The sequence below is a fragment of the Paraburkholderia phytofirmans PsJN genome, assembly GCF_000020125.1.
Classification (GTDB): domain Bacteria; phylum Pseudomonadota; class Gammaproteobacteria; order Burkholderiales; family Burkholderiaceae; genus Paraburkholderia; species Paraburkholderia phytofirmans.
In genome coordinates, this window is record NC_010681.1 from 3,920,152 (window position 1) to 3,940,392 (window position 20,241).

Annotated in this window: 13 protein-coding genes, 2 tRNA genes and 3 rRNA genes; 9 read left to right on the top strand and 9 right to left on the bottom strand. The window is 59.8% G+C overall.

The window, feature by feature from the left end; genetic code table 11:
• Window positions 1-98: 98 nt before the first annotated feature.
• Window positions 99-2,177 (bottom strand): molybdopterin-containing oxidoreductase family protein, encoded by a 2,079-nt coding sequence (locus BPHYT_RS17300; protein WP_012434434.1) that lies wholly within the window; start codon window positions 2,175-2,177, stop codon window positions 99-101.
• Window positions 2,178-2,364: 187 nt separating this feature from the next.
• Here BPHYT_RS17300 and BPHYT_RS17305 point away from each other — a divergent pair, with 187 nt between their 5' ends.
• Window positions 2,365-3,561, top strand: a complete 1,197-nt coding sequence (locus BPHYT_RS17305) for a M20 aminoacylase family protein (protein ID WP_012434435.1) — start codon at window positions 2,365-2,367, stop codon at window positions 3,559-3,561.
• 218 nt (window positions 3,562-3,779) lie between these two features.
• Here the strand turns inward: BPHYT_RS17305 and rrf are convergent.
• From rrf to BPHYT_RS17335, 6 genes are all read right to left on the bottom strand, one after another.
• Window positions 3,780-3,893: ribosomal RNA gene (gene rrf / locus BPHYT_RS17310) — 5S ribosomal RNA — on the bottom strand.
• A gap of 205 nt (window positions 3,894-4,098) precedes the next feature.
• Window positions 4,099-6,978: ribosomal RNA gene (locus BPHYT_RS17315) — 23S ribosomal RNA — on the bottom strand.
• A 321-nt stretch (window positions 6,979-7,299) separates the two neighbouring features.
• A tRNA-Ala gene (locus BPHYT_RS17320) sits at window positions 7,300-7,375 on the bottom strand.
• 68 nt (window positions 7,376-7,443) lie between these two features.
• Window positions 7,444-7,520: transfer RNA gene (locus BPHYT_RS17325), tRNA-Ile, on the bottom strand.
• Between the two features lie 79 nt (window positions 7,521-7,599).
• Window positions 7,600-9,130, bottom strand: a 16S ribosomal RNA gene (locus tag BPHYT_RS17330).
• Together the 16S, 23S and 5S rRNA genes with 2 tRNA genes alongside form the textbook arrangement of a ribosomal RNA operon.
• Before the next feature lie 510 nt (window positions 9,131-9,640).
• Window positions 9,641-10,417 (bottom strand): enoyl-CoA hydratase, encoded by a 777-nt coding sequence (locus tag BPHYT_RS17335; RefSeq protein WP_012434436.1) that lies wholly within the window; start codon window positions 10,415-10,417, stop codon window positions 9,641-9,643.
• 137 nt (window positions 10,418-10,554) lie between these two features.
• Here BPHYT_RS17335 and paaN point away from each other — a divergent pair, with 137 nt between their 5' ends.
• The 5 genes from paaN to paaK all read left to right on the top strand — a co-directional run bounded on the left by paaN (window position 10,555) and on the right by paaK (window position 16,344).
• A complete protein-coding gene (gene paaN, locus BPHYT_RS17340) occupies window positions 10,555-12,255 on the top strand; it encodes a phenylacetic acid degradation protein PaaN (protein ID WP_012434437.1) in 1,701 nt (566 codons plus the stop codon).
• Window positions 12,256-12,380: 125 nt separating this feature from the next.
• Window positions 12,381-13,583: a 3-oxoadipyl-CoA thiolase gene (gene pcaF / locus BPHYT_RS17345; protein ID WP_012434438.1), complete on the top strand. Its 1,203-nt coding sequence runs from the start codon at window positions 12,381-12,383 to the stop codon at window positions 13,581-13,583.
• A 50-nt stretch (window positions 13,584-13,633) separates the two neighbouring features.
• Window positions 13,634-14,425 carry a 2-(1,2-epoxy-1,2-dihydrophenyl)acetyl-CoA isomerase PaaG gene (gene paaG / locus BPHYT_RS17350; RefSeq protein ID WP_012434439.1) on the top strand — a complete coding sequence of 264 codons (792 nt, stop codon included), beginning with the start codon at window positions 13,634-13,636 and terminating at the stop codon, window positions 14,423-14,425.
• Between the two features lie 2 nt (window positions 14,426-14,427).
• Window positions 14,428-14,889, top strand: coding sequence for a hydroxyphenylacetyl-CoA thioesterase PaaI (paaI, locus tag BPHYT_RS17355; RefSeq protein ID WP_012434440.1), 462 nt, complete (start codon window positions 14,428-14,430; stop codon window positions 14,887-14,889).
• A 150-nt stretch (window positions 14,890-15,039) separates the two neighbouring features.
• Complete coding sequence (gene paaK, locus BPHYT_RS17360) at window positions 15,040-16,344, top strand: phenylacetate--CoA ligase PaaK (protein WP_012434441.1); 1,305 nt, start codon at window positions 15,040-15,042, stop codon at window positions 16,342-16,344.
• Window positions 16,345-16,521: 177 nt separating this feature from the next.
• Here the strand turns inward: paaK and mltA are convergent, their stop codons facing one another.
• The gene (gene mltA, locus BPHYT_RS17365) at window positions 16,522-17,646 is read right to left on the bottom strand and encodes a murein transglycosylase A (RefSeq protein ID WP_012434442.1); all 1,125 of its coding nucleotides are present in this window, start codon (window positions 17,644-17,646) and stop codon (window positions 16,522-16,524) included.
• Window positions 17,647-17,674: 28 nt separating this feature from the next.
• On the opposite strand from mltA, the gene BPHYT_RS38710 reads away from it, so the two are divergent.
• The gene (locus BPHYT_RS38710) at window positions 17,675-17,836 is read left to right on the top strand and encodes a hypothetical protein (RefSeq protein WP_012434443.1); all 162 of its coding nucleotides are present in this window, start codon (window positions 17,675-17,677) and stop codon (window positions 17,834-17,836) included.
• A 57-nt stretch (window positions 17,837-17,893) separates the two neighbouring features.
• Here the strand turns inward: BPHYT_RS38710 and apaG are convergent, their stop codons facing one another.
• Window positions 17,894-18,268, bottom strand: a complete 375-nt coding sequence (gene apaG, locus BPHYT_RS17375; RefSeq protein WP_012434444.1) for a Co2+/Mg2+ efflux protein ApaG — start codon at window positions 18,266-18,268, stop codon at window positions 17,894-17,896.
• Between the two features lie 280 nt (window positions 18,269-18,548).
• Here apaG and rpe point away from each other — a divergent pair, with 280 nt between their 5' ends.
• The gene (rpe, locus tag BPHYT_RS17380) at window positions 18,549-19,232 is read left to right on the top strand and encodes a ribulose-phosphate 3-epimerase (RefSeq protein ID WP_041758592.1); all 684 of its coding nucleotides are present in this window, start codon (window positions 18,549-18,551) and stop codon (window positions 19,230-19,232) included.
• Between the two features lie 14 nt (window positions 19,233-19,246).
• The gene (locus BPHYT_RS17385) at window positions 19,247-19,963 is read left to right on the top strand and encodes a phosphoglycolate phosphatase (RefSeq protein ID WP_012434446.1); all 717 of its coding nucleotides are present in this window, start codon (window positions 19,247-19,249) and stop codon (window positions 19,961-19,963) included.
• The last annotated feature ends 278 nt before the right edge of the window (window positions 19,964-20,241 follow it).

The window sequence follows — 20,241 nt, forward strand, 5'->3', positions numbered from 1 at the left end:
TAGCATGGGCACCTCGGTGCTATTCGCGAAAAGCGGCCTGGTTAGACTGCAGCCTCGAACCCGTGCGGGACGCGCGCTGCGGGGTGACTGAGCGGGTTTCAGACGCGTTCGACTTCGACCAGGCAGTCGTAGAACGTCGCCGAGCCGCCCAGATCGGTGAGCGCCTGGCTGGTGAGTTGATTGGCATTGCGGCCGTCGGGGGCGAGCTTTTTCCACCAGATCGACAGGCCGACCACGAGCCCTTCGCGGGCTTTATCCGTGACGCGCACGCGCGCCTGCATCGAACCGCGATCGTTAAAGATGCGCACCTGAGCGCCATCGGCAATGTCTCGCGCTTGTGCGTCGGCTGGGTGCATGTCGAGGTGCGGCTCGCCTTCCGTCGAACGCAAACTTTCGACGTTCACGAAGGTGCTGTTCAGGAAGTTGCGGGCCGGCGGCGAGATCATCGCAAGTGGGTAGCGGGCGGCGAGTTCCGGTGCGCCGTCGGCGGATTCGTAGGGTGGCAGGTAGTCGGGCAGCGGGTCGAGTCCCTGCTTTGCGAGGCGCTCGCTATAGAACTCGCATTTGCCGGACGGCGTTCGGAAGCCGCCTTCGGCGAAAGGCGCGTCGGGCAGGTTCAGCCGGGCCCAGCCGGTTTGCTTCAAGGTCTGCCAATCCACGCCTTCGAGCGTTTTGTCCTGCCAGCGGAACGCAGCCTGCGCAATGGTCTCGTCGCTCTCGAACAGTGCTGGTTCGTCGAGCCCCATGTGACGCGCGAAGCCGCGAAAAATCTCGGTGTTTGGAAGTGCGCCGCCGACGGGTGCGATTGCCGGCAGGTTGACCATCACGTGCGTGTGGCCGTATGACTTGTGGACGTCGAGGTGCTCGAGTTGGGTGGTCGCGGGCAGGAGCAGATCGGCGTAGTCGGCGGTGTCGGTCTGGAAATGCTCCAGCACGATCGTAAACAAATCCTCGCGCGCAAAACCCGCTGCGACTCGCTCGGAATCCGGCGCGACGGCCACGGGATTCGAGTTGTAGACAACGATCGCTTCGACTTTAGGGCCGAACGCGGCGTCGCCCTTGTGCAGCAACGCGTCGCCGATTGTATTCATATTGATGACGCGGCTGACCTTGGACGGCCAGCCCGGCATCAGGTCCGGACGCTGCAATGCATGCGTGTCGACCGGCGCCCAACCGCCCGAGGACAGCAGCACGCCCCCCGCTCTTTCGCGCCACGCACCCGTCAACGACGGCAGGCAGGCGATCGCGCGCACGGCATTGCCGCCGCCACGCACGCGCTGCAGACCGTAGTTCATGCGGATCGCGGCCTTTTTGGTACTACCGTAAAGTCGCGCAAGATCAACGATAACGTGTTCATCAATGTCGCAAATTTCAGCAACGCGCGACGGCGGGTAATTCAGCGCGCGTGCCTTCAGCTCATCGAAACCTAGTGTGTGGGCCGCGATGTAAGCGTGATCGAGCAGATTTTCCGTGATCAACACGTTCATCATGCCGAGCGCCAAGGCGCCGTCGGTGCCGGGTTTCAGGGCAATGTGCTGATGGCATTTTTCGGCGGTTAGCGACCGGTACGGATCGATAGCGATCAGCCGTGCGCCGCGGCGTTTGGCCTGCTGGGCGCGCGTCCAGAAATGCAGACTCGATGCGATGGGATTGGAACCCCAGATGAGGATGACTTCGCTCTCGTCGAAAAACTCGGTGAGCATGCCAAGGCTCGCGCCATAGGTGTACTTCAACCCGGCGGCGCCCGCCGATGCGCAGATCGTGCGGTCCAATTGCGACGCGCCGATCTTGTGAAAGAAGCGCTGCGCAATGCTCTCGCCCTGAACTAAACCCATCGTGCCGGCATAGCTGTAGGGAACGATCGCTTCTGGCGCGCGGCGCGCAATCTCCGCGAGACGGCCAGCAGCGATCCGGAATGCCTCGTCCCAACTGATCGGTTCAAAGCGGCCATCGCCTTTACGGCCGACGCGCTTCATCGGCGCCGTCAATCTTTGCGGATGATGCACACGCTCAGCATAGCGGCTGACCTTGGTGCACAGCGCGCCTTGCGTCGGCGGATGCTCAGGATCAGCGACAACCTTGATCGCACGTCCGCCCACGACCGTCACTCGCATCGCGCAGGTGTCGGGGCAATCGTGCGGGCATACGGCGCGAGCGAGTTCAGTTGGGGCATTCATCGGCGATCCGTTCAAGAAGGCAGTGAGCGGTGAAGCAATGCGGGATTCTATTACGGCAATTGCTGCCTGGTCTGCACGGTGCCGCCAAAAAGGCCTTGGGCGTAGAATCGGTTATTACCGTGCCCGGGCCAATGGGGCCCCGAGCGATTCCACGCAAGCCAAAGCACAGACGCGTCACCACTCCATCATGAAACTGATCCCAGAAATCCAGGCCGCTCACGGCGAAATCCAGACCCTCCGACGAACCATCCACGCCCATCCGGAACTGCGTTACGAAGAAACGGCGACGGCCGATCTGGTGGCACGAACCCTAGAGTCGTGGGGTATCGAAACTCATCGAGGGTTGGGCAAAACCGGCGTCGTCGGTGTGCTGAAACGCGGCAATGGCTCACGCTCCATTGGTCTGCGAGCCGACATGGATGCGCTGCCGATACAGGAACTGAACAGCTTCGACCATCGGTCGAAAAACGACGGCAAGATGCACGCGTGCGGCCATGACGGACATACCGCGATGCTGCTCGGTGCCGCGCGGCACCTGGTCAAACATGGTGAATTCGATGGCACGATCGTGTTCATTTTCCAGCCAGCTGAAGAAGGCGGCGCCGGCGCGCAAGCCATGATCGACGACGGCCTGTTCGTGAAATTTCCGGTCGACGCCGTCTTCGGCATTCATAACTGGCCGGGCATGCCGGCGGGGCAGTTCGGCGTGACCGAAGGCCCGATCATGGCGTCGAGCAATGAATTTCACATTGAAATCAAAGGCGTGGGTTCGCACGCAGCGCTGCCGCACAACGGCCACGATCCTGTCTTCACTGCGGTGCAAATCGCGAATGGGCTGCAGAGCATCATCACGCGGAACAAGAAGCCGCTCGACACTGCCGTGTTATCGATCACCCAGATTCATGCCGGCGACGCGGTCAATGTTGTTCCGAACAATGCGTGGATTGCAGGCACAGTGCGGACGTTTACCACCGATACGCTTGATCTGATCGAAGCGCGCATGCGCAAAATCGCGGAGAGCACCGCCGAGGCCTACGATTGCTCGGTCGATATTCAATTCCACCGAAACTACCCGCCGACGATCAACAGCAGCGAGGAGGCCCGCTTTGCAGCGACGGTGATGAAGGAAATTGTCGGCGCGGAAAACGTCGACGACGCGGTTGAGCCAACGATGGGCGCGGAGGACTTCTCTTTCATGTTGCTCGCCAAACCGGGTTGTTACGCGTTCCTTGGTAATGGCGATGGGGGACACCGAGATTCGGGGCATGGCGCGGGCCCGTGCATGCTGCATAACGCGAGCTATGACTTTAACGACGAGTTGCTGCCGATCGGCTCGACGTACTGGGTACGACTGGCACAGCGGTTCCTGGCGCAGGGCAAATAGAATGCTTTCGAGCGGGTTGGCCGCTGTGATTGGTTCGTCGCCCGTTATGTCTCGCGCAACGGGTGATTGACACCCGTGCCGCTCGCTCGCTTAAGCCAGCGTTTGCGGGTGGGCGGGGAGTGAAGGCGGCTGTATTGCGTGGGATTGTCTGAGTATTTCTGCGGCGTAAACGCAGAAACCCCACCGTGTTGGGGTGGGGTTTCTGATGCTGCAGGGGAGCCTGACGATTACCTACTTTCACACGGGTAATCCGCACTATCATCGGCGTGGAGTCGTTTCACGGTCCTGTTCGGGATGGGAAGGGGTGGGACCGACTCGCTATGGTCATCAGGCTTTGACGGGTTGCTGCCTCGCTCGGGGAGCGCTGCAGCCAATCTGGAAGAAGTAGTTTCTGGTGATGCTCACCAGGGGTAAAGCGGTTGGGGTTGTGTTGATTCTGGCACAACACGATCACTTAACCTGAGTGTTCCTGCCCCCTTCGGGGGTTGACCTGAGTAAGCGCTGAAGCGCTAACTCATGTCGAAACACACCTGTTATAGGATCAAGCCTTACGGGCAATTAGTATCAGTTAGCTTAACGCATTACTGCGCTTCCACACCTGACCTATCAACGTCCTGGTCTTGAACGACCCTTCAAGGGGCTCGAAGCCCCGGGGATATCTCATCTTAAGGCGAGTTTCCCGCTTAGATGCTTTCAGCGGTTATCTCTTCCGAACATAGCTACCCGGCGATGCCACTGGCGTGACAACCGGTACACCAGAGGTTCGTCCACTCCGGTCCTCTCGTACTAGGAGCAGCCCCCTTCAAATATCCAGCGCCCACGGCAGATAGGGACCAAACTGTCTCACGACGTTTTAAACCCAGCTCACGTACCTCTTTAAATGGCGAACAGCCATACCCTTGGGACCGGCTACAGCCCCAGGATGAGATGAGCCGACATCGAGGTGCCAAACACCGCCGTCGATATGAACTCTTGGGCGGTATCAGCCTGTTATCCCCAGAGTACCTTTTATCCGTTGAGCGATGGCCCTTCCATACAGAACCACCGGATCACTATGACCTGCTTTCGCACCTGCTCGACTTGTCGGTCTCGCAGTTAAGCACGCTTATGCCATTGCACTATCAGCACGATTTCCGACCGTACCTAGCGTACCTTCGTACTCCTCCGTTACACTTTGGGAGGAGACCGCCCCAGTCAAACTGCCTACCATGCACTGTCCCCGATCCGGATTACGGACCAAGGTTAGAACCTCAAACAAACCAGGGTGGTATTTCAAGGATGGCTCCACGCAGACTGGCGTCCACGCTTCAAAGCCTCCCACCTATCCTACACAGACCGGTTCAAAGTCCAATGCAAAGCTACAGTAAAGGTTCATGGGGTCTTTCCGTCTAGCCGCGGGGAGATTGCATCATCACAAACACTTCAACTTCGCTGAGTCTCGGGAGGAGACAGTGTGGCCATCGTTACGCCATTCGTGCAGGTCGGAACTTACCCGACAAGGAATTTCGCTACCTTAGGACCGTTATAGTTACGGCCGCCGTTTACCGGGACTTCAATCAAGAGCTTGCACCCCATCATTTAATCTTCCGGCACCGGGCAGGCGTCACACCCTATACGTCCACTTTCGTGTTTGCAGAGTGCTGTGTTTTTATTAAACAGTCGCAGCCACCAGTTTATTGCAACCCCTTCACCCTTTGCGCGCAGGCGCATCAGGCTACAGGGGCGTACCTTATCCCGAAGTTACGGTACCAATTTGCCGAGTTCCTTCTCCCGAGTTCTCTCAAGCGCCTTAGAATACTCATCTCGCCCACCTGTGTCGGTTTGCGGTACGGTCCTGTTAAACTGAAGCTTAGAGGCTTTTCTTGGAACCACTTCCGATTGCTTCTTCACCGAAGTGAATGGCCTCGCACCCTTGAATTCCGCGCCCGGATTTGCCTAAGCGCCTTCTCCAATGCAAGGACCGGGACTTCCAACACCCGGACAACCTTCCGCGATCCGTCCCCCCATCGCATTTAACAATGGTGCAGGAATATTAACCTGCTTCCCATCAGCTACGCATTTCTGCCTCGCCTTAGGGGCCGACTCACCCTACGCCGATGAACGTTGCGTAGGAAACCTTGGGCTTACGGCGAGGGGGCTTTTCACCCCCTTTATCGCTACTCATGTCAGCATTCGCACTTCCGATACCTCCAGCACACTTTTCAATGCACCTTCGCAGGCTTACGGAACGCTCTCCTACCATGCACATAAATGTGCATCCGCAGCTTCGGTATATTGCTTAGCCCCGTTACATCTTCCGCGCAGGACGACTCGATCAGTGAGCTATTACGCTTTCTTTAAAGGATGGCTGCTTCTAAGCCAACCTCCTGACTGTTTTAGCCTTCCCACTTCGTTTCCCACTTAGCAATATTTGGGGACCTTAGCTGGCGGTCTGGGTTGTTTCCCTCTTGACACCGGACGTTAGCACCCGATGTCTGTCTCCCGTGATTGCACTCTTCGGTATTCGGAGTTTGCTATGGCGTAGTAATCCGCAATGGACCCCACAACCATGACAGTGCTCTACCCCCGAAGGTGATACACGAGGCACTACCTAAATAGTTTTCGGAGAGAACCAGCTATTTCCAGGTTTGTTTAGCCTTTCACCCCTATCCACAGCTCATCCCCTAACTTTTCAACGTTAGTGGGTTCGGACCTCCAGTACGTGTTACCGCACCTTCATCCTGGCCATGGATAGATCACCTGGTTTCGGGTCTACACCCAGCGACTGAATCGCCCTGTTCGGACTCGCTTTCGCTACGCCTGCCCTAATCGGTTAAGCTTGCCACTGAATGTAAGTCGCTGACCCATTATACAAAAGGTACGCCGTCACCCCTTGCGAGGCTCCGACTGTTTGTATGCATGCGGTTTCAGGATCTGTTTCACTCCCCTCCCGGGGTTCTTTTCGCCTTTCCCTCACGGTACTGGTTCACTATCGGTCGATCACGAGTATTTAGCCTTGGAGGATGGTCCCCCCATCTTCAGACAGGATTTCACGTGTCCCGCCCTACTTGTCGTACACCTAGTTCTTCCTCGCTGTTTTCGTCTACAGGGCTATCACCTGCTATGGCGGCACTTTCCAGAGCCTTCGACTAACAATGAAGATAAAGAGTACAGGCTGGTCCCATTTCGCTCGCCACTACTCTGGGAATCTCGGTTGATTTCTTTTCCTGCGGTTACTTAGATGTTTCAGTTCACCGCGTTCGCTTCTCATGACCTATGTATTCAGTCATGGATGACCCATTCGGGCCGGGTTTCCCCATTCGGATATCGGAGGATCAAAGCTCGTTTGCCAGCTCCCCTCCGCTTTTCGCAGGCTACCGCGTCCTTCATCGCCTGTGATCGCCAAGGCATCCACCACATGCACTTGTTCGCTTGACCCTATAACGGGTGTGTCTCGCACGCCCTTCACTGGGAAGGACCGTGGCTGCCACACTCGCTACAGGTTGAGTATTCGTGTTGCGCCGTATTCCAAAGCAATCTTTCGATCACCTTTTCATACATTGATACAATCACAACCCTGATTCACCTACTCGCACACCCATCTCTAAGCATGCTTTCGTGAATCTCTTTACTACTTCTTCCTGATTGTTAAAGAACGACAGCCGATATCATGGTTGCTATAACCATGTATCACTCTGACTGGCTCAATCGCCAATGCACAGCACTCTGCTTCTCACAGCAGCGCTACGCATTGAGGATTGGTGGAGGATGACGGGATCGAACCGACGACCCCCTGCTTGCAAAGCAGGTGCTCTCCCAGCTGAGCTAATCCCCCAGTCATGCACAGACCATCATCTGTTGCCACTCAGGGGTTTTGCCGGTCAGCCATCGCAGACAAGACAATGGTGGGTCTGGATGGATTCGAACCATCGACCCCCGCCTTATCAAGACGGTGCTCTAACCGACTGAGCTACAGACCCCTGAGTCTGTCTGCGTTTCTGTCTTTAATTCACAGCCGATAAGCGTGAGCGCTCAACACGATTGACACGTGAGCTCGAGAAAGGAGGTGATCCAGCCGCACCTTCCGATACGGCTACCTTGTTACGACTTCACCCCAGTCATGAATCCTACCGTGGTGACCGTCCTCCTTGCGGTTAGACTAGCCACTTCTGGTAAAACCCACTCCCATGGTGTGACGGGCGGTGTGTACAAGACCCGGGAACGTATTCACCGCGGCATGCTGATCCGCGATTACTAGCGATTCCAGCTTCACGCACTCGAGTTGCAGAGTGCGATCCGGACTACGATCGGTTTTCTGGGATTGGCTCCCCCTCGCGGGTTGGCGACCCTCTGTTCCGACCATTGTATGACGTGTGAAGCCCTACCCATAAGGGCCATGAGGACTTGACGTCATCCCCACCTTCCTCCGGTTTGTCACCGGCAGTCTCCCTAGAGTGCTCTTGCGTAGCAACTAGGGACAAGGGTTGCGCTCGTTGCGGGACTTAACCCAACATCTCACGACACGAGCTGACGACAGCCATGCAGCACCTGTGTTATGGCTCCCTTTCGGGCACTCCCACCTCTCAGCAGGATTCCATACATGTCAAGGGTAGGTAAGGTTTTTCGCGTTGCATCGAATTAATCCACATCATCCACCGCTTGTGCGGGTCCCCGTCAATTCCTTTGAGTTTTAATCTTGCGACCGTACTCCCCAGGCGGTCAACTTCACGCGTTAGCTACGTTACCAAGTCAATGAAGACCCGACAACTAGTTGACATCGTTTAGGGCGTGGACTACCAGGGTATCTAATCCTGTTTGCTCCCCACGCTTTCGTGCATGAGCGTCAGTATTGGCCCAGGGGGCTGCCTTCGCCATCGGTATTCCTCCACATCTCTACGCATTTCACTGCTACACGTGGAATTCTACCCCCCTCTGCCATACTCTAGCCCGCCAGTCACAAATGCAGTTCCCAGGTTAAGCCCGGGGATTTCACATCTGTCTTAGCGAACCGCCTGCGCACGCTTTACGCCCAGTAATTCCGATTAACGCTTGCACCCTACGTATTACCGCGGCTGCTGGCACGTAGTTAGCCGGTGCTTATTCTTCCGGTACCGTCATCCCCCTCAGGTATTAACCAAGAGGTTTTCTTTCCGGACAAAAGTGCTTTACAACCCGAAGGCCTTCTTCACACACGCGGCATTGCTGGATCAGGCTTGCGCCCATTGTCCAAAATTCCCCACTGCTGCCTCCCGTAGGAGTCTGGGCCGTGTCTCAGTCCCAGTGTGGCTGGTCGTCCTCTCAGACCAGCTACAGATCGTCGCCTTGGTAGGCCTTTACCCCACCAACTAGCTAATCTGCCATCGGCCGCCCCTGTAGCGCGAGGTCCTAAGATCCCCCGCTTTCATCCACAGATCGTATGCGGTATTAATCCGGCTTTCGCCGGGCTATCCCCCACTACAGGACACGTTCCGATGTATTACTCACCCGTTCGCCACTCGCCACCAGGGTTGCCCCCGTGCTGCCGTTCGACTTGCATGTGTAAGGCATGCCGCCAGCGTTCAATCTGAGCCAGGATCAAACTCTTCAGTTCAAACCTGTTACTGTTTTTCGGTTGTCGCAGTTGCCTGCTTGCAACCGGTCGCTCACTCAACGTACTGACGAATGATCTCTCCATCTTTCAATGGAAAAACCTTCCTTTCATTACTGTGTGAGACTTGATACTTTCGCTTCCAGCAAACCCCGAAGGATCCACTGCGCGTCGCGCATCAAGCGCCCACACTTATCGGCTGTTAATTTTTAAAGATCGATTCCGCATTCACCACCAAACCGGCACCGCACGCCGCTGACATCAGTCATCAGCATTCCAACTACCCGGCACCGCTTCGTTCTGCGTCGCTGCATCAGCAGCAGAGAAACGAGATTATGAAGAACTTTCGCTACGCCGTCAACAGGTTTTTCCAACTTCCTGAACCTGCCCGCTTCGCCGAAAGCCTTGCCACCGCTGGCTCTCCCGCTCCCCGTGCCTCGTTGTCCGAAGCACGAAAGAGCGAGATTCTAGCGACCCGCACCCCGCCTTGCAAGCGTTATTTTGACAAGCGTATTAACGATGCTTGAAAACCGGTTTGCGCTTCTCGACAAACGCGGCCATACCCTCCTTCTGATCTTCGGTGGCGAAGAGGGAATGGAACAGGCGGCGCTCGAAATGCACGCCTTCGGCGAGTGTCGTCTCATAGGCGCGGTTGACCGATTCCTTCACCATCATCACGGCCGGCGACGGGAATTCAGCAATCGTCGCAGCCGCGGCTATTGCCTCGTCGACCAGCGACGCAGCCGGAATCACACGCGATACCAATCCAGCGCGCTCGGCTTCCGCAGCATCCATGAATCGCGCGGTCAGGCAGAGGTCCATCGCCTTCGCCTTGGAGACGGCGCGCGGCAAGCGCTGCGTACCACCGGCGCCCGGCATGATGCCGAGCTTGATTTCCGGCTGGCCGAACTTTGCCGTGTCGGCGGCGAAAATGATGTCACACATCATCGCCAACTCGCAACCACCGCCGAGCGCGAAACCGGCCACCGCCGCAATAATTGGCTTACGAATGGAGCGGACGGTCTCCCAGTTGCGAGTGATGTAGTCGCCCTTGTAGACATCCATATAGGTGTAGGTGGACATCATGCCGATGTCGGCACCGGCCGCGAACGCCTTTTCGCTGCCCGTGACCACGATCGCGCCGATCGCGTCGTCGGCATCGAACTCGCGCAACGCCGCCCCCAGTTCGTCCATCAATGCGTCGTTCAGAGCGTTCAATGCCTTCGGACGATTCAACGTGACCAAGCCGACCCGTCCCCGCGTCTCAACAAGAATGTTCTCATAAGCCATGCCGCCTCCTAAAGTTAGAAAAATCGCGCGCGAAAACACTTCGCGCGGCCATCTTAATAATGCTACCATTCCCCAACCAACCGGTCGGTCAATTATTCGACAGGCTTTTCCCAACGTACAGCCAAGCCCCCTCTGCCATGACACATCCGCTATTCACCAAGCACGAAGACACGCTGCAAAAGGCACTCACCGCAGTTGAAACACGCGGCTACTGGAGCCCGTTCGTCGAAATGCCCAGTCCGAAAGTGTACGGGGAAACGGCTAACGCGGACGGCGAAGCCGCATTCAAAGCGCATCTCAACGCGACGTTCCAACTAGACCAGCCCTCGACGGGCGAAACCGTCGGCGCCGAAGTCTCACCGTTCGGATTCCCGCTCGGCGTGCGCTACCCGAAGGCCGAACCCGCCGCCCTGATCGCGGCTGCCGCGGCTGCCCAACGCGACTGGCGCGCGGCAGGACCGCAGGCATGGATCGGCGTGTGCCTCGAAATCCTTGCCCGCGTGAATCGCGCCAGCTTCGAAATTGGCTACAGCGTGATGCACACGACCGGCCAGGCATTCATGATGGCCTTCCAGGCCGGCGGCCCGCACGCACAAGACCGCGCGCTCGAAGCTGTCGTGTATGCGTGGGACCAATTGCGCCGCATTCCCGGCGACACCCATTGGGAAAAACCGCAAGGCAAGAATCCGCCGCTCGCCATGCACAAGCGTTACACCGTCGTGCCGCGCGGCACCGGCCTCGTGCTCGGCTGCTGCACCTTCCCCACATGGAACGGTTATCCGGGCCTCTTCGCCGATCTGGCCACGGGCAACACGGTCATCGTCAAGCCGCATCCGGGCGCAATTTTGCCGCTGGCGCTAACTGTACGAATCGCGCGCGACGTTTTGCGCGAAGCGGGTTTCGATCCGAACGTCGTCACCTTGCTGGCTACCGAGCCGAACGACGGCGCACTCGTCCAGGACCTGGCCCTGCGCCCCGAAATCAAACTCATCGACTTCACGGGCAGCACGCAAAACGGCACGTGGCTCGAGCGTAATGCGCACCAAGCTCAGGTCTATACCGAAAAAGCCGGCGTGAACCAAATCGTGATCGACTCGGTCGACGACATCAAGGCCGCGGCCCGCAACGTTGCCTTCTCGCTCGCGCTGTACTCGGGCCAGATGTGCACCGCGCCGCAAAACATCTACGTGCCGCGCGGCGGCATCCGCACTGCAGAAGGCACGCTCAGTTTTGACGAAGTTGCCCAAGCCATTGCCGGCGCTGTGCAAAAACTCGTCGCCGACCCGGCTCGCGCTGTCGAACTGCTCGGCGCGATTCAGAACGAAGGCGTGACTCAACGCATCGACGAAGCCGCAAAGCTCGGCCGCGTTCTCGTCGAAAGCTTGACGCTCGAACATCCCGCTTTCGCCGGCGCCCGCGTACGCACGCCGCTCGTGCTCCAACTGGATGCCGCCACCGACCATGCGCAGTTCACCAAAGAGTGGTTCGGCCCGATCTCATTCGTGATCGCAACGGACTCGACCGCGCAGTCGCTGGATCTCGCCGGTGCAATCGCCTCCGAGCACGGCGCGCTAACGCTTTCGGTGTACAGCACGGACGAAGCGGTGCTCGACGATGCGCACGAAGCGTCGATCCGCGGCGGCGTGGCCTTGTCGATCAATCTGACCGGCGGTGTGTTCGTCAATCAGTCGGCAGCGTTCTCGGACTTCCACGGCACGGGTGCAAACCCAGCGGCCAATGCCGCGTTGGCTGACGCCGCCTTCGTCGCGAATCGCTTCCGCGTAGTTCAAAGCCGCGTTCATGTTGAACCGAAAGCGGCGCCGGCGGTAGCTGGCTGAATGGCATAAGACAAAGCACGGCTTCGTCCTATGCCGTTTGGCCGAATGGACCGGGCAGTGCACCCCAACTAACATGAGACATCGGATCGGCACCTCACGCCGGTCCGCCCCCTGCAGGAATCCATATGAACGACGCCTTCATTTGCGATGCGATTCGCACTCCAATTGGCCGCTATGGCGGCGCACTCAAGGATGTCCGCGCCGACGACCTCGGCGCGGTGCCGATCAAGGCGCTGATCGAACGCAATCCTGGCGTCGACTGGCGCACTGTAGACGATGTCATTTATGGCTGCGCGAATCAGGCCGGCGAAGACAATCGCAACGTCGCCCGTATGTCGGCGTTGCTGGCCGGCTTGCCTGTTGAGGCGCCCGGCTCAACCATCAACCGCTTGTGCGGCTCGGGTATGGACGCGGTCGGCACCGCCGCGCGCGCGATCAAGGCGGGCGAGGCGCGCCTGATGATCGCCGGCGGCGTCGAAAGCATGACACGCGCGCCGTTTGTCATGGGCAAGGCGACTAGTGCGTTCGCGCGCCAGGCTGATATCTACGACACGACCATCGGCTGGCGCTTCATCAACCCGCTGATGAAACGCCAGTATGGCGTCGATTCGATGCCTGAAACCGCGGAAAACGTCGCTGCCGAATTCAGCGTCAGCCGCGCGGATCAGGACGCGTTCGCGCTGGCGAGCCAGCAAAAGGCCGCTCGCGCCCAGCAGGATGGCACGCTGGCCCAAGAGATTGTCGGCGTCGAAATCGCGCAGAAAAAGGGCGACCCCGTGCGCGCGCTGCTCGATGAGCACCCGCGCGAAACGTCGCTCGAAAGTTTGGGCAAGCTTAAAGGCGTGGTTCGCCCGGACGGCAGCGTGACGGCCGGCAATGCGTCGGGCGTGAACGACGGCGCGTGCGCGCTGTTGCTAGCCAACCAGCAGGCGGCCGATCAATACGGCCTGCGCCGCCGTGCCCGCGTGGTGGGCATGGCAACGGCGGGAGTCGAGCCGCGCATCATGGGTATCGGTCCGGCGCCGGCCACGCAAAAACTGTTGAAGCAACTCGGCATGACGCTCGAACAACTCGATGTGATCGAGTTGAACGAAGCCTTCGCATCGCAAGGTCTCGCTGTTCTGCGTACGCTCGGTTTGCGCGACGACGACCCGCGCGTCAACCCGAACGGCGGAGCCATTGCACTCGGCCATCCGCTGGGTGCTTCGGGCGCGCGTCTGATCACGACCGCGCTGTACCAATTGGAGCGGACCAACGGCCGCTTTGCGCTTTGCACGATGTGCATTGGCGTGGGCCAGGGCATTGCACTGGTCATCGAGCGGCTCTGATATCAGCGCCGCAGCGCCCACCGGTCAAAGAGACTTTGAGGAGACACCCAATGTCATATGAAGCGATTCGCCTGGACATCGACGCATCGAGCCATGTCGCAACCATCACGCTAAACCGGCCGGACAAGCTCAACAGCTTCACGCGCGCGATGCATCAGGAACTGAGCGCCGCGCTCGATCAGGTCGAAACATCCGGCGCACGCGCGCTCGTGCTTACCGGCGCGGGCCGCGGCTTTTGCGCCGGCCAGGACCTCGCCGACCTCGACTTCACCCCTGGCGCCATGACCGATCTGGGTGAACTGATCGAGCAACATTTCAATCCGCTGATTCGCCGCCTGCAAGCATTGCCGCTTCCCGTCATCGCCGCGGTGAACGGTACGGCCGCCGGCGCAGGGGCCAATCTCGCGCTCGCGTGCGACCTCGTGCTCGCGGCTCGCTCCGCCAGCTTCATTCAGGCGTTCGTGAAGATCGGCCTGGTGCCGGACTCGGGCGGCACATGGTTCCTGCCGCAGCGTGTTGGCATGGCTCGCGCGCTAGGACTCGCCATCACCGGCGACAAACTCAGCGCGGAAAAAGCCGAAAGCTGGGGCTTGATTTGGCAAGCAGTCGACGACGCGGAGCTTGCCGAAACCGCGGCGAAACTCGCGGCCCAACTTGCGCAACAACCCACGCGCGCCATCGCCGCCATCAAGCGAGCCATGCGTGCGGGCGCGACGCAAACGCTCGACCAGCAACTCGACCTCGAACGCGATTTGCAACGCGAACTGGGGGCTTCCCACGATTACGCGGAAGGCGTGCAAGCCTTCGTTGAAAAGCGCGCACCGCGCTTTGAGGGCCGTTGAACATGTCCACGCAAGCCAATCATCCCGATCAGATGACGCCCGACGAGCTCGCCCGCGCCACTGCTGCCGCGATGTACGAGAACGACGCGTGCAGCCGCGCGCTCGGCCTGGAAATTGTCGAAGTACGCCCCGGATACGCGCGCCTGCGCATGGCCGTACGCGCCGACTTTCTGAACGGCCATCAGATTTGCCACGGAGGTCTGATATTCACGCTCGCGGATTCGACATTCGCATTCGCCTGCAACACGTACAACATCAACACCGTTGCGGCCGGCTGCTCAATCGAGTTTCTGCGGCCTGTGAAAGGCGGCGACGTATTGACGGCGGAAGCCGTCGAGCAAACGCTGAGTGGCCGAACCGGCATCTACGACATTCGCGTGACGAACCGTGCTGAAGAAACCGTCGCGATGTTTCGCGGCAAATCGGCGCAAATCAAAGGCAAGCTGGTTCCCACAGGCGATTGATAACCGCAACCTCGCAGCAAACCATGACAGATTTTCGGTTCGTCGGCGGTTCTTCGCCGCCGCACCGTTAAACAACAGCCAGCCCCCGGTTTTTTACGCGCAAGCGCACGTACATCAGACCCAAGCATTGAGGCAGCAAGGAGACATTCGATGACCACCGCCCTTCCGCTCGATCCGATCGAGACCGCCAGCCGCGACGAACTTGCCGCGCTTCAACTTGAACGGCTTAAATGGTCGTTGAACCACGCTTATGAAAACTCGCCGGTTTATCGGCACAAATTCGATGAAGCCGGTGTCCATCCGAGTGAAGTGAAAACCCTTGCGGACCTGGCGCGCTTCCCCTTCACCACCAAGAAGGATTTGCGCGACAGCTACCCGTTCGGGATGTTCGCCGTGCCGCAGGAACAGATTTCACGAATTCACGCGTCGTCCGGTACAACCGGTAAACCGACCGTGGTCGGCTACACGGCGCGCGACATCGACACGTGGGCGAATCTCGTCGCGCGTTCCGTCCGCGCCGCCGGCGCGAAGCGCGGCGACAAGGTTCATATCAGTTACGGTTACGGTCTGTTCACGGGCGGTCTCGGCGCGCACTACGGCGCCGAGCGCGCGGGGCTGACCGTGATCCCGTTCGGCGGCGGCCAGACTGAAAAGCAGGTGCAACTGATCCAGGACTTCCGGCCCGACATCATCATGGTGACGCCGAGCTACATGCTCTCGATCGCGGACGAACTCGAGCGGCAAGGCGTCGACCCGGCCAATTGTTCGCTGCGCATCGGCATCTTCGGCGCGGAACCGTGGACCAACGACATGCGTCAGGCGATCGAAAAGCGCATGGGCATCGATGCTGTCGACATCTACGGTCTGTCCGAAGTGATGGGTCCGGGTGTGGCGTCGGAGTGCGTGGAAACGAAAGACGGCCCGACCATCTGGGAAGATCACTTCTATCCCGAGATCATCGATCCCGAAACCGGTGAGGTGTTGCCGGACGGCGAGCTCGGCGAACTGGTGTTCACGTCGCTGACCAAAGAAGCGCTGCCGATCGTCCGTTACCGCACGCGCGACCTGACGCGCCTGCTGCCGGGCAGCGCCCGCACCATGCGGCGGATGGAAAAGATCACCGGCCGCTCGGACGACATGATGATCGTGCGCGGCGTGAACGTGTTCCCGACGCAGATCGAAGAACTGCTGCTCAAGCAGCGTGCGCTCGCGCCGCACTATCAGATCGTGCTGACCAAGGAAGGCCCGCTCGACGTGTTGACGTTGAACGTCGAACCTTGCCCGGAATCGGCACCGGATACAGCCGCGTTGAGCACGGCCAAGCAGGCGCTGGCCTATGACATCAAGGCGCTGATCGGCGTGAGCGCCGTGGTGAATGTGCTGGCTGTGAATGGGATCGAGCGTTCGGTAGGCAAGGCGCGGCGCGTGGTGGACAAGCGTAAGTTGGGGCTCTAACGAATAGCTCCCTAAACGACGCATGCGTCGCATCCGTTTGCGCGCGCGACCGAATTGACCAGCCACGCCAGAAACAATGTGCAGCGAACCAATAAGCAGCTCGGCCCCGCTCGCCGCTTACCGATCGCATCAACCGGAAATAGCGGCGGCGCTAAACGTAACGTCCACCACCGAACCTCAAGAATTCGGCAGTAACAACCACATCCGGCCGCCCTGCTTCATCTTGCCGGCCAGATCGCCGGCGTCGTCGCCGAGGCCCCAGAAATAATCGGCGCGCACGCCGCCTTTAATCGCGGAACCCGTGTCCTGCGCGAAGACGAGGCGATTCATCGGCGAATTCGTCAACGGACGCGTGGTCTGCAAGAACACCGGCGTACCGAGTGGAATCGAAGTCGGATCGACCGCGATCGACCGCTCCGGCGTCAACGGCACACCCAACGCGCCGATCGGGCCGTCCGCGCCACCGCTCGGCGCGCTCTCGCCGGACGGCATCTCGCGGAAGAACACGAAGCGCGGATTCGTATCGAGCAGCGCATCGACGCGCGTCGGGTTCGCGCGCGCCCACGCCTTGATGCCCTGCATGGTCGCCTGCGCGGGCGTGAGTTCGCCGCGGTCCAGCAGCCAGCGTCCGATCGACTTGTACGGCTGGTTGTTAGTCCCGCCAAAGCCGAGGCGCATCACGCTGCCGTCTTCCATCACGATGCGCCCGGAGCCCTGCACTTGCAGGAAGAACGCTTCGATAGGATCGTCGACCCACACGAGTTCGTTACCGTTGAGCACACCCGCGCGCTCAAGTTGCGCACGCGCCGGCAGCGGCGCGCCCGCGCGATAACTCGCCGGCCAGCGATACAACGCGGTCTGATACACGCCGTGCCGAGTGCGCGAACCACGCAGCAACGGCTCGTAGTAACCGGTGACTAACCCGTCGAGCGTGCCGTCGGTATTCGCCAGTTGGAAAGGCGTGAAATAGGCTTCAAAAAAAGCCCGCGCACTGGTGACGTCGAGGTCGTCGATTTGCGAGGCCGCGGCACAGGCGCGCGCCCAGTTCGGCTGACGCGCGAGCCTCGCGCAGTTTTGCCGCAACGCGGCCGTCGCGCCGATCAACGAGTCGTCCTGCCAACCCGGCACCTGCTGCCAGGCAACGGCGGTCAGCCGCGTCGCGGCAATCTGTCCAGGTACGATCGCCGCACCCGTGGGTGGCGAAACCGAGGGCCGGACCGCGCCGCCGCCGCCGCAGGACGCCAGCATCACCGCAACCGAAAGCGCTCCGAGCCATGCTCCGGCCGTGCGGACAAAACGCATACAATGTTCGTTCTTGATGGAAACCGCCATGTCTGATCTGTTCGACGAATACCCAATGCTCATCTTCGCGCTGGAATCGCTCCTCGCACTCTTCCTGCTCGTCTTTATCGTTGTATGGACGTCGTCCGGCAAGAAGAAAGCGGCGCGCGCCAACGCAAGTGAACAACAGAAGCAGCAAAAATCGCAGTAAAGCTGCGCGTTCGACCGCGCGTTGAGCTTCTTAAAGACCGCGGGCCGCGCCCTCGGTTCAATGCAACGTACGCGGCATGCGCAGGATGAACTCCGGCACTGGCGCGTCGAAACGCTCGCCGTCCTCGGCCACGCAGAAGTACTCGCCGCGCATGGTACCGACCGGCGTGGCGATCACCGCCCAACTCGTGTACTCGAAATGCTCACCCGGCTTGAGCAACGGCTGATGTCCGACCACGCCAAGGCCCTTCACTTCCTGCACGCTCTTGTCGCTGTCGGTGATCACCCAATGACGCGCGATCAATTGCGCGGGCACCTGGCCTGTGTTACGGATAGTCAGCGTGTATGCGAATGCATACTGGCGGCGCTCCGGGTCCGACTCTTCGGGCAGATATTGCACCTGCGCCGAGACGCTGAATTCGTACTGGCTCATCCTGATTCCGGTCTGCTGAAACGGGGTGTGAAAAATCGCGGGAAAGCCCGAACGCCAATGGTTTGCGGGCGCATTGGCGATACGGCGCTGATGGTTTTGGCATTCTGCTTGATGCGCGCCACGCCCGCAACCGGACAAATCCCTTTGGCCAAGGGCCACTAAGGCGTTTTGTCACATTCGCCGCCTGAACGAAGGTTCACGCCCGAAAGCGCCCCCGAACCGGAACGCCCGCGCACAAAACGGTAAAATGGCGCTTTCCCCGCTTGCCTCCGCCCCCGCCATGACGCAATTCCGCATCGCTCCAAGCATTCTGTCAGCCGACTTCGCCCGCCTTGGGGAAGAAGTCCGCAACGTCGTCGCCGCCGGCGCCGACTGGATTCACTTCGACGTGATGGACAACCATTACGTGCCGAACCTGACCATCGGCCCGCTCGTCTGCGAGGCGATCCGCCCGCACGTCGACGTGCCGATCGACGTGCATCTGATGGTGCGCCCGGTCGACCGCATCGTGCCCGACTTCGCCAAGGCCGGCGCGAATCTGATCAGCTTTCACCCGGAAGGCTCGGACCATATCGACCGCACGCTGTCGCTGATCCGTGACCACGGCTGCAAGGCCGGCCTCGTGTTCAACCCGGCCACCTCGCTGAGTCATCTGGACTACGTGATGGACAAGGTCGATCTCGTGCTGATCATGTCGGTGAATCCGGGCTTCGGCGGCCAGTCGTTCATTCCCGAGGCGCTCGTCAAGCTGCGCGAAGCACGCAAGCGCATCAACGAATACAAGGAACGCACCGGCCGCGAGATTCATCTGGAAGTGGACGGCGGCGTGAAGGTCGACAACATCGCCGAAATCGCGGCGGCCGGTGCGGACACCTTCGTGGCCGGCTCTGCGATCTTCGGCCAGCCGGATCACAAGGTCGTGATCGAGAAGATGCGCGCGGCACTCGCCAACATCCAGCACTAAAGAATCGACGCACAATGACCGCTCCGTTCCCCACCCCGACTTTCACCGGCCCACGCCTGCAAGCCGCGATCATCGACCTCGACGGCACGATGATCGATACCGCCGACGATTTCACCGCCGGCCTGAACGGCATGCTCGCGCAACTCGACGCGGAAGAAACGTCGCGCGAAGAAGTGGTCGGTTATGTCGGCAAGGGTTCGGAGCATCTGATCCGCAGCGTGCTGGCGCCGCGCTTCGAAACGGAACGCGCGCAAGACCGCTTCGACGAAGCGCTCGCGATCTATCAGGAGGAGTACGCGAAGATCAACGGCACGCACACGCGGCTCTATCCCGATGTCGAAGCCGGCCTGATCGCCATGCGCGACGCCGGCCTCAAGCTCGCCTGCGTGACCAACAAGCCGCATCGGTTCGCGGTGGAATTGCTGCAGCAGTATGGGCTTGCCCAGTATTTCAGCGTCGTGATCGGCGGCGACAGTCTGGCGAAAAAGAAGCCGGATCCGCTGCCCATGCTCACCGCGGCGGCGCAGTTGGGCGTGAAGCCGCAGGCCACGGTTGCCATCGGCGATTCGGAAAACGACGCGCTGGCGGGCCGTGCGGCCGGCATGGCGACGCTCACGGTGCCCTACGGCTACAACCACGGCCAAGCTATACAAACAATAAAATCCGATGGTATAGTTGGCTCGCTGCTCGACGCCGCCAAGGCGATCGCAGCGCACCAATCCACGACCTGAAAAGTCCTTCATCCTCATGTTTCTGAATAAAAAACGGAGTCTGATTAGCATCGACCGGGGAGCCTGGCCCTGGCGTCGCTGGTCGCGCTAACCTCGCCTGAGGTACGCTGAAGCTCGTCTTCGGCAACCGTTTTTTACTTCGCTGCGCTCACGCGTTTTTTCCATCATCTTGTTTCGCTGCATCGGTTGATTCGGCCTGCGTGTACCCGCAAAGTACCGTTGTGCGCTGAAATCCCTTGCACGCGTCGATGGGAAACTCGCGCCGGTCGGTATCATCT

Bases quoted from the DNA above. Each gene is read 5' to 3' on its own strand.
- BPHYT_RS17300 (WP_012434434.1), bottom strand. From the start codon at position 2,177: ATGAATGCCCCAACTGAACTCGCTCGCGCCGTATGCCCGCACGATTGC.
- BPHYT_RS17305 (WP_012434435.1), top strand. From the start codon at position 2,365: ATGAAACTGATCCCAGAAATCCAGGCCGCTCACGGCGAAATCCAGACC.
- BPHYT_RS17335 (WP_012434436.1), bottom strand. From the start codon at position 10,417: ATGGCTTATGAGAACATTCTTGTTGAGACGCGGGGACGGGTCGGCTTG.
- paaN (WP_012434437.1), top strand. From the start codon at position 10,555: ATGACACATCCGCTATTCACCAAGCACGAAGACACGCTGCAAAAGGCA.
- pcaF (WP_012434438.1), top strand. From the start codon at position 12,381: ATGAACGACGCCTTCATTTGCGATGCGATTCGCACTCCAATTGGCCGC.
- paaG (WP_012434439.1), top strand. From the start codon at position 13,634: ATGTCATATGAAGCGATTCGCCTGGACATCGACGCATCGAGCCATGTC.
- paaI (WP_012434440.1), top strand. From the start codon at position 14,428: ATGTCCACGCAAGCCAATCATCCCGATCAGATGACGCCCGACGAGCTC.
- paaK (WP_012434441.1), top strand. From the start codon at position 15,040: ATGACCACCGCCCTTCCGCTCGATCCGATCGAGACCGCCAGCCGCGAC.
- mltA (WP_012434442.1), bottom strand. From the start codon at position 17,646: ATGCGTTTTGTCCGCACGGCCGGAGCATGGCTCGGAGCGCTTTCGGTT.
- BPHYT_RS38710 (WP_012434443.1), top strand. From the start codon at position 17,675: ATGTCTGATCTGTTCGACGAATACCCAATGCTCATCTTCGCGCTGGAA.
- apaG (WP_012434444.1), bottom strand. From the start codon at position 18,268: ATGAGCCAGTACGAATTCAGCGTCTCGGCGCAGGTGCAATATCTGCCC.
- rpe (WP_041758592.1), top strand. From the start codon at position 18,549: ATGACGCAATTCCGCATCGCTCCAAGCATTCTGTCAGCCGACTTCGCC.
- BPHYT_RS17385 (WP_012434446.1), top strand. From the start codon at position 19,247: ATGACCGCTCCGTTCCCCACCCCGACTTTCACCGGCCCACGCCTGCAA.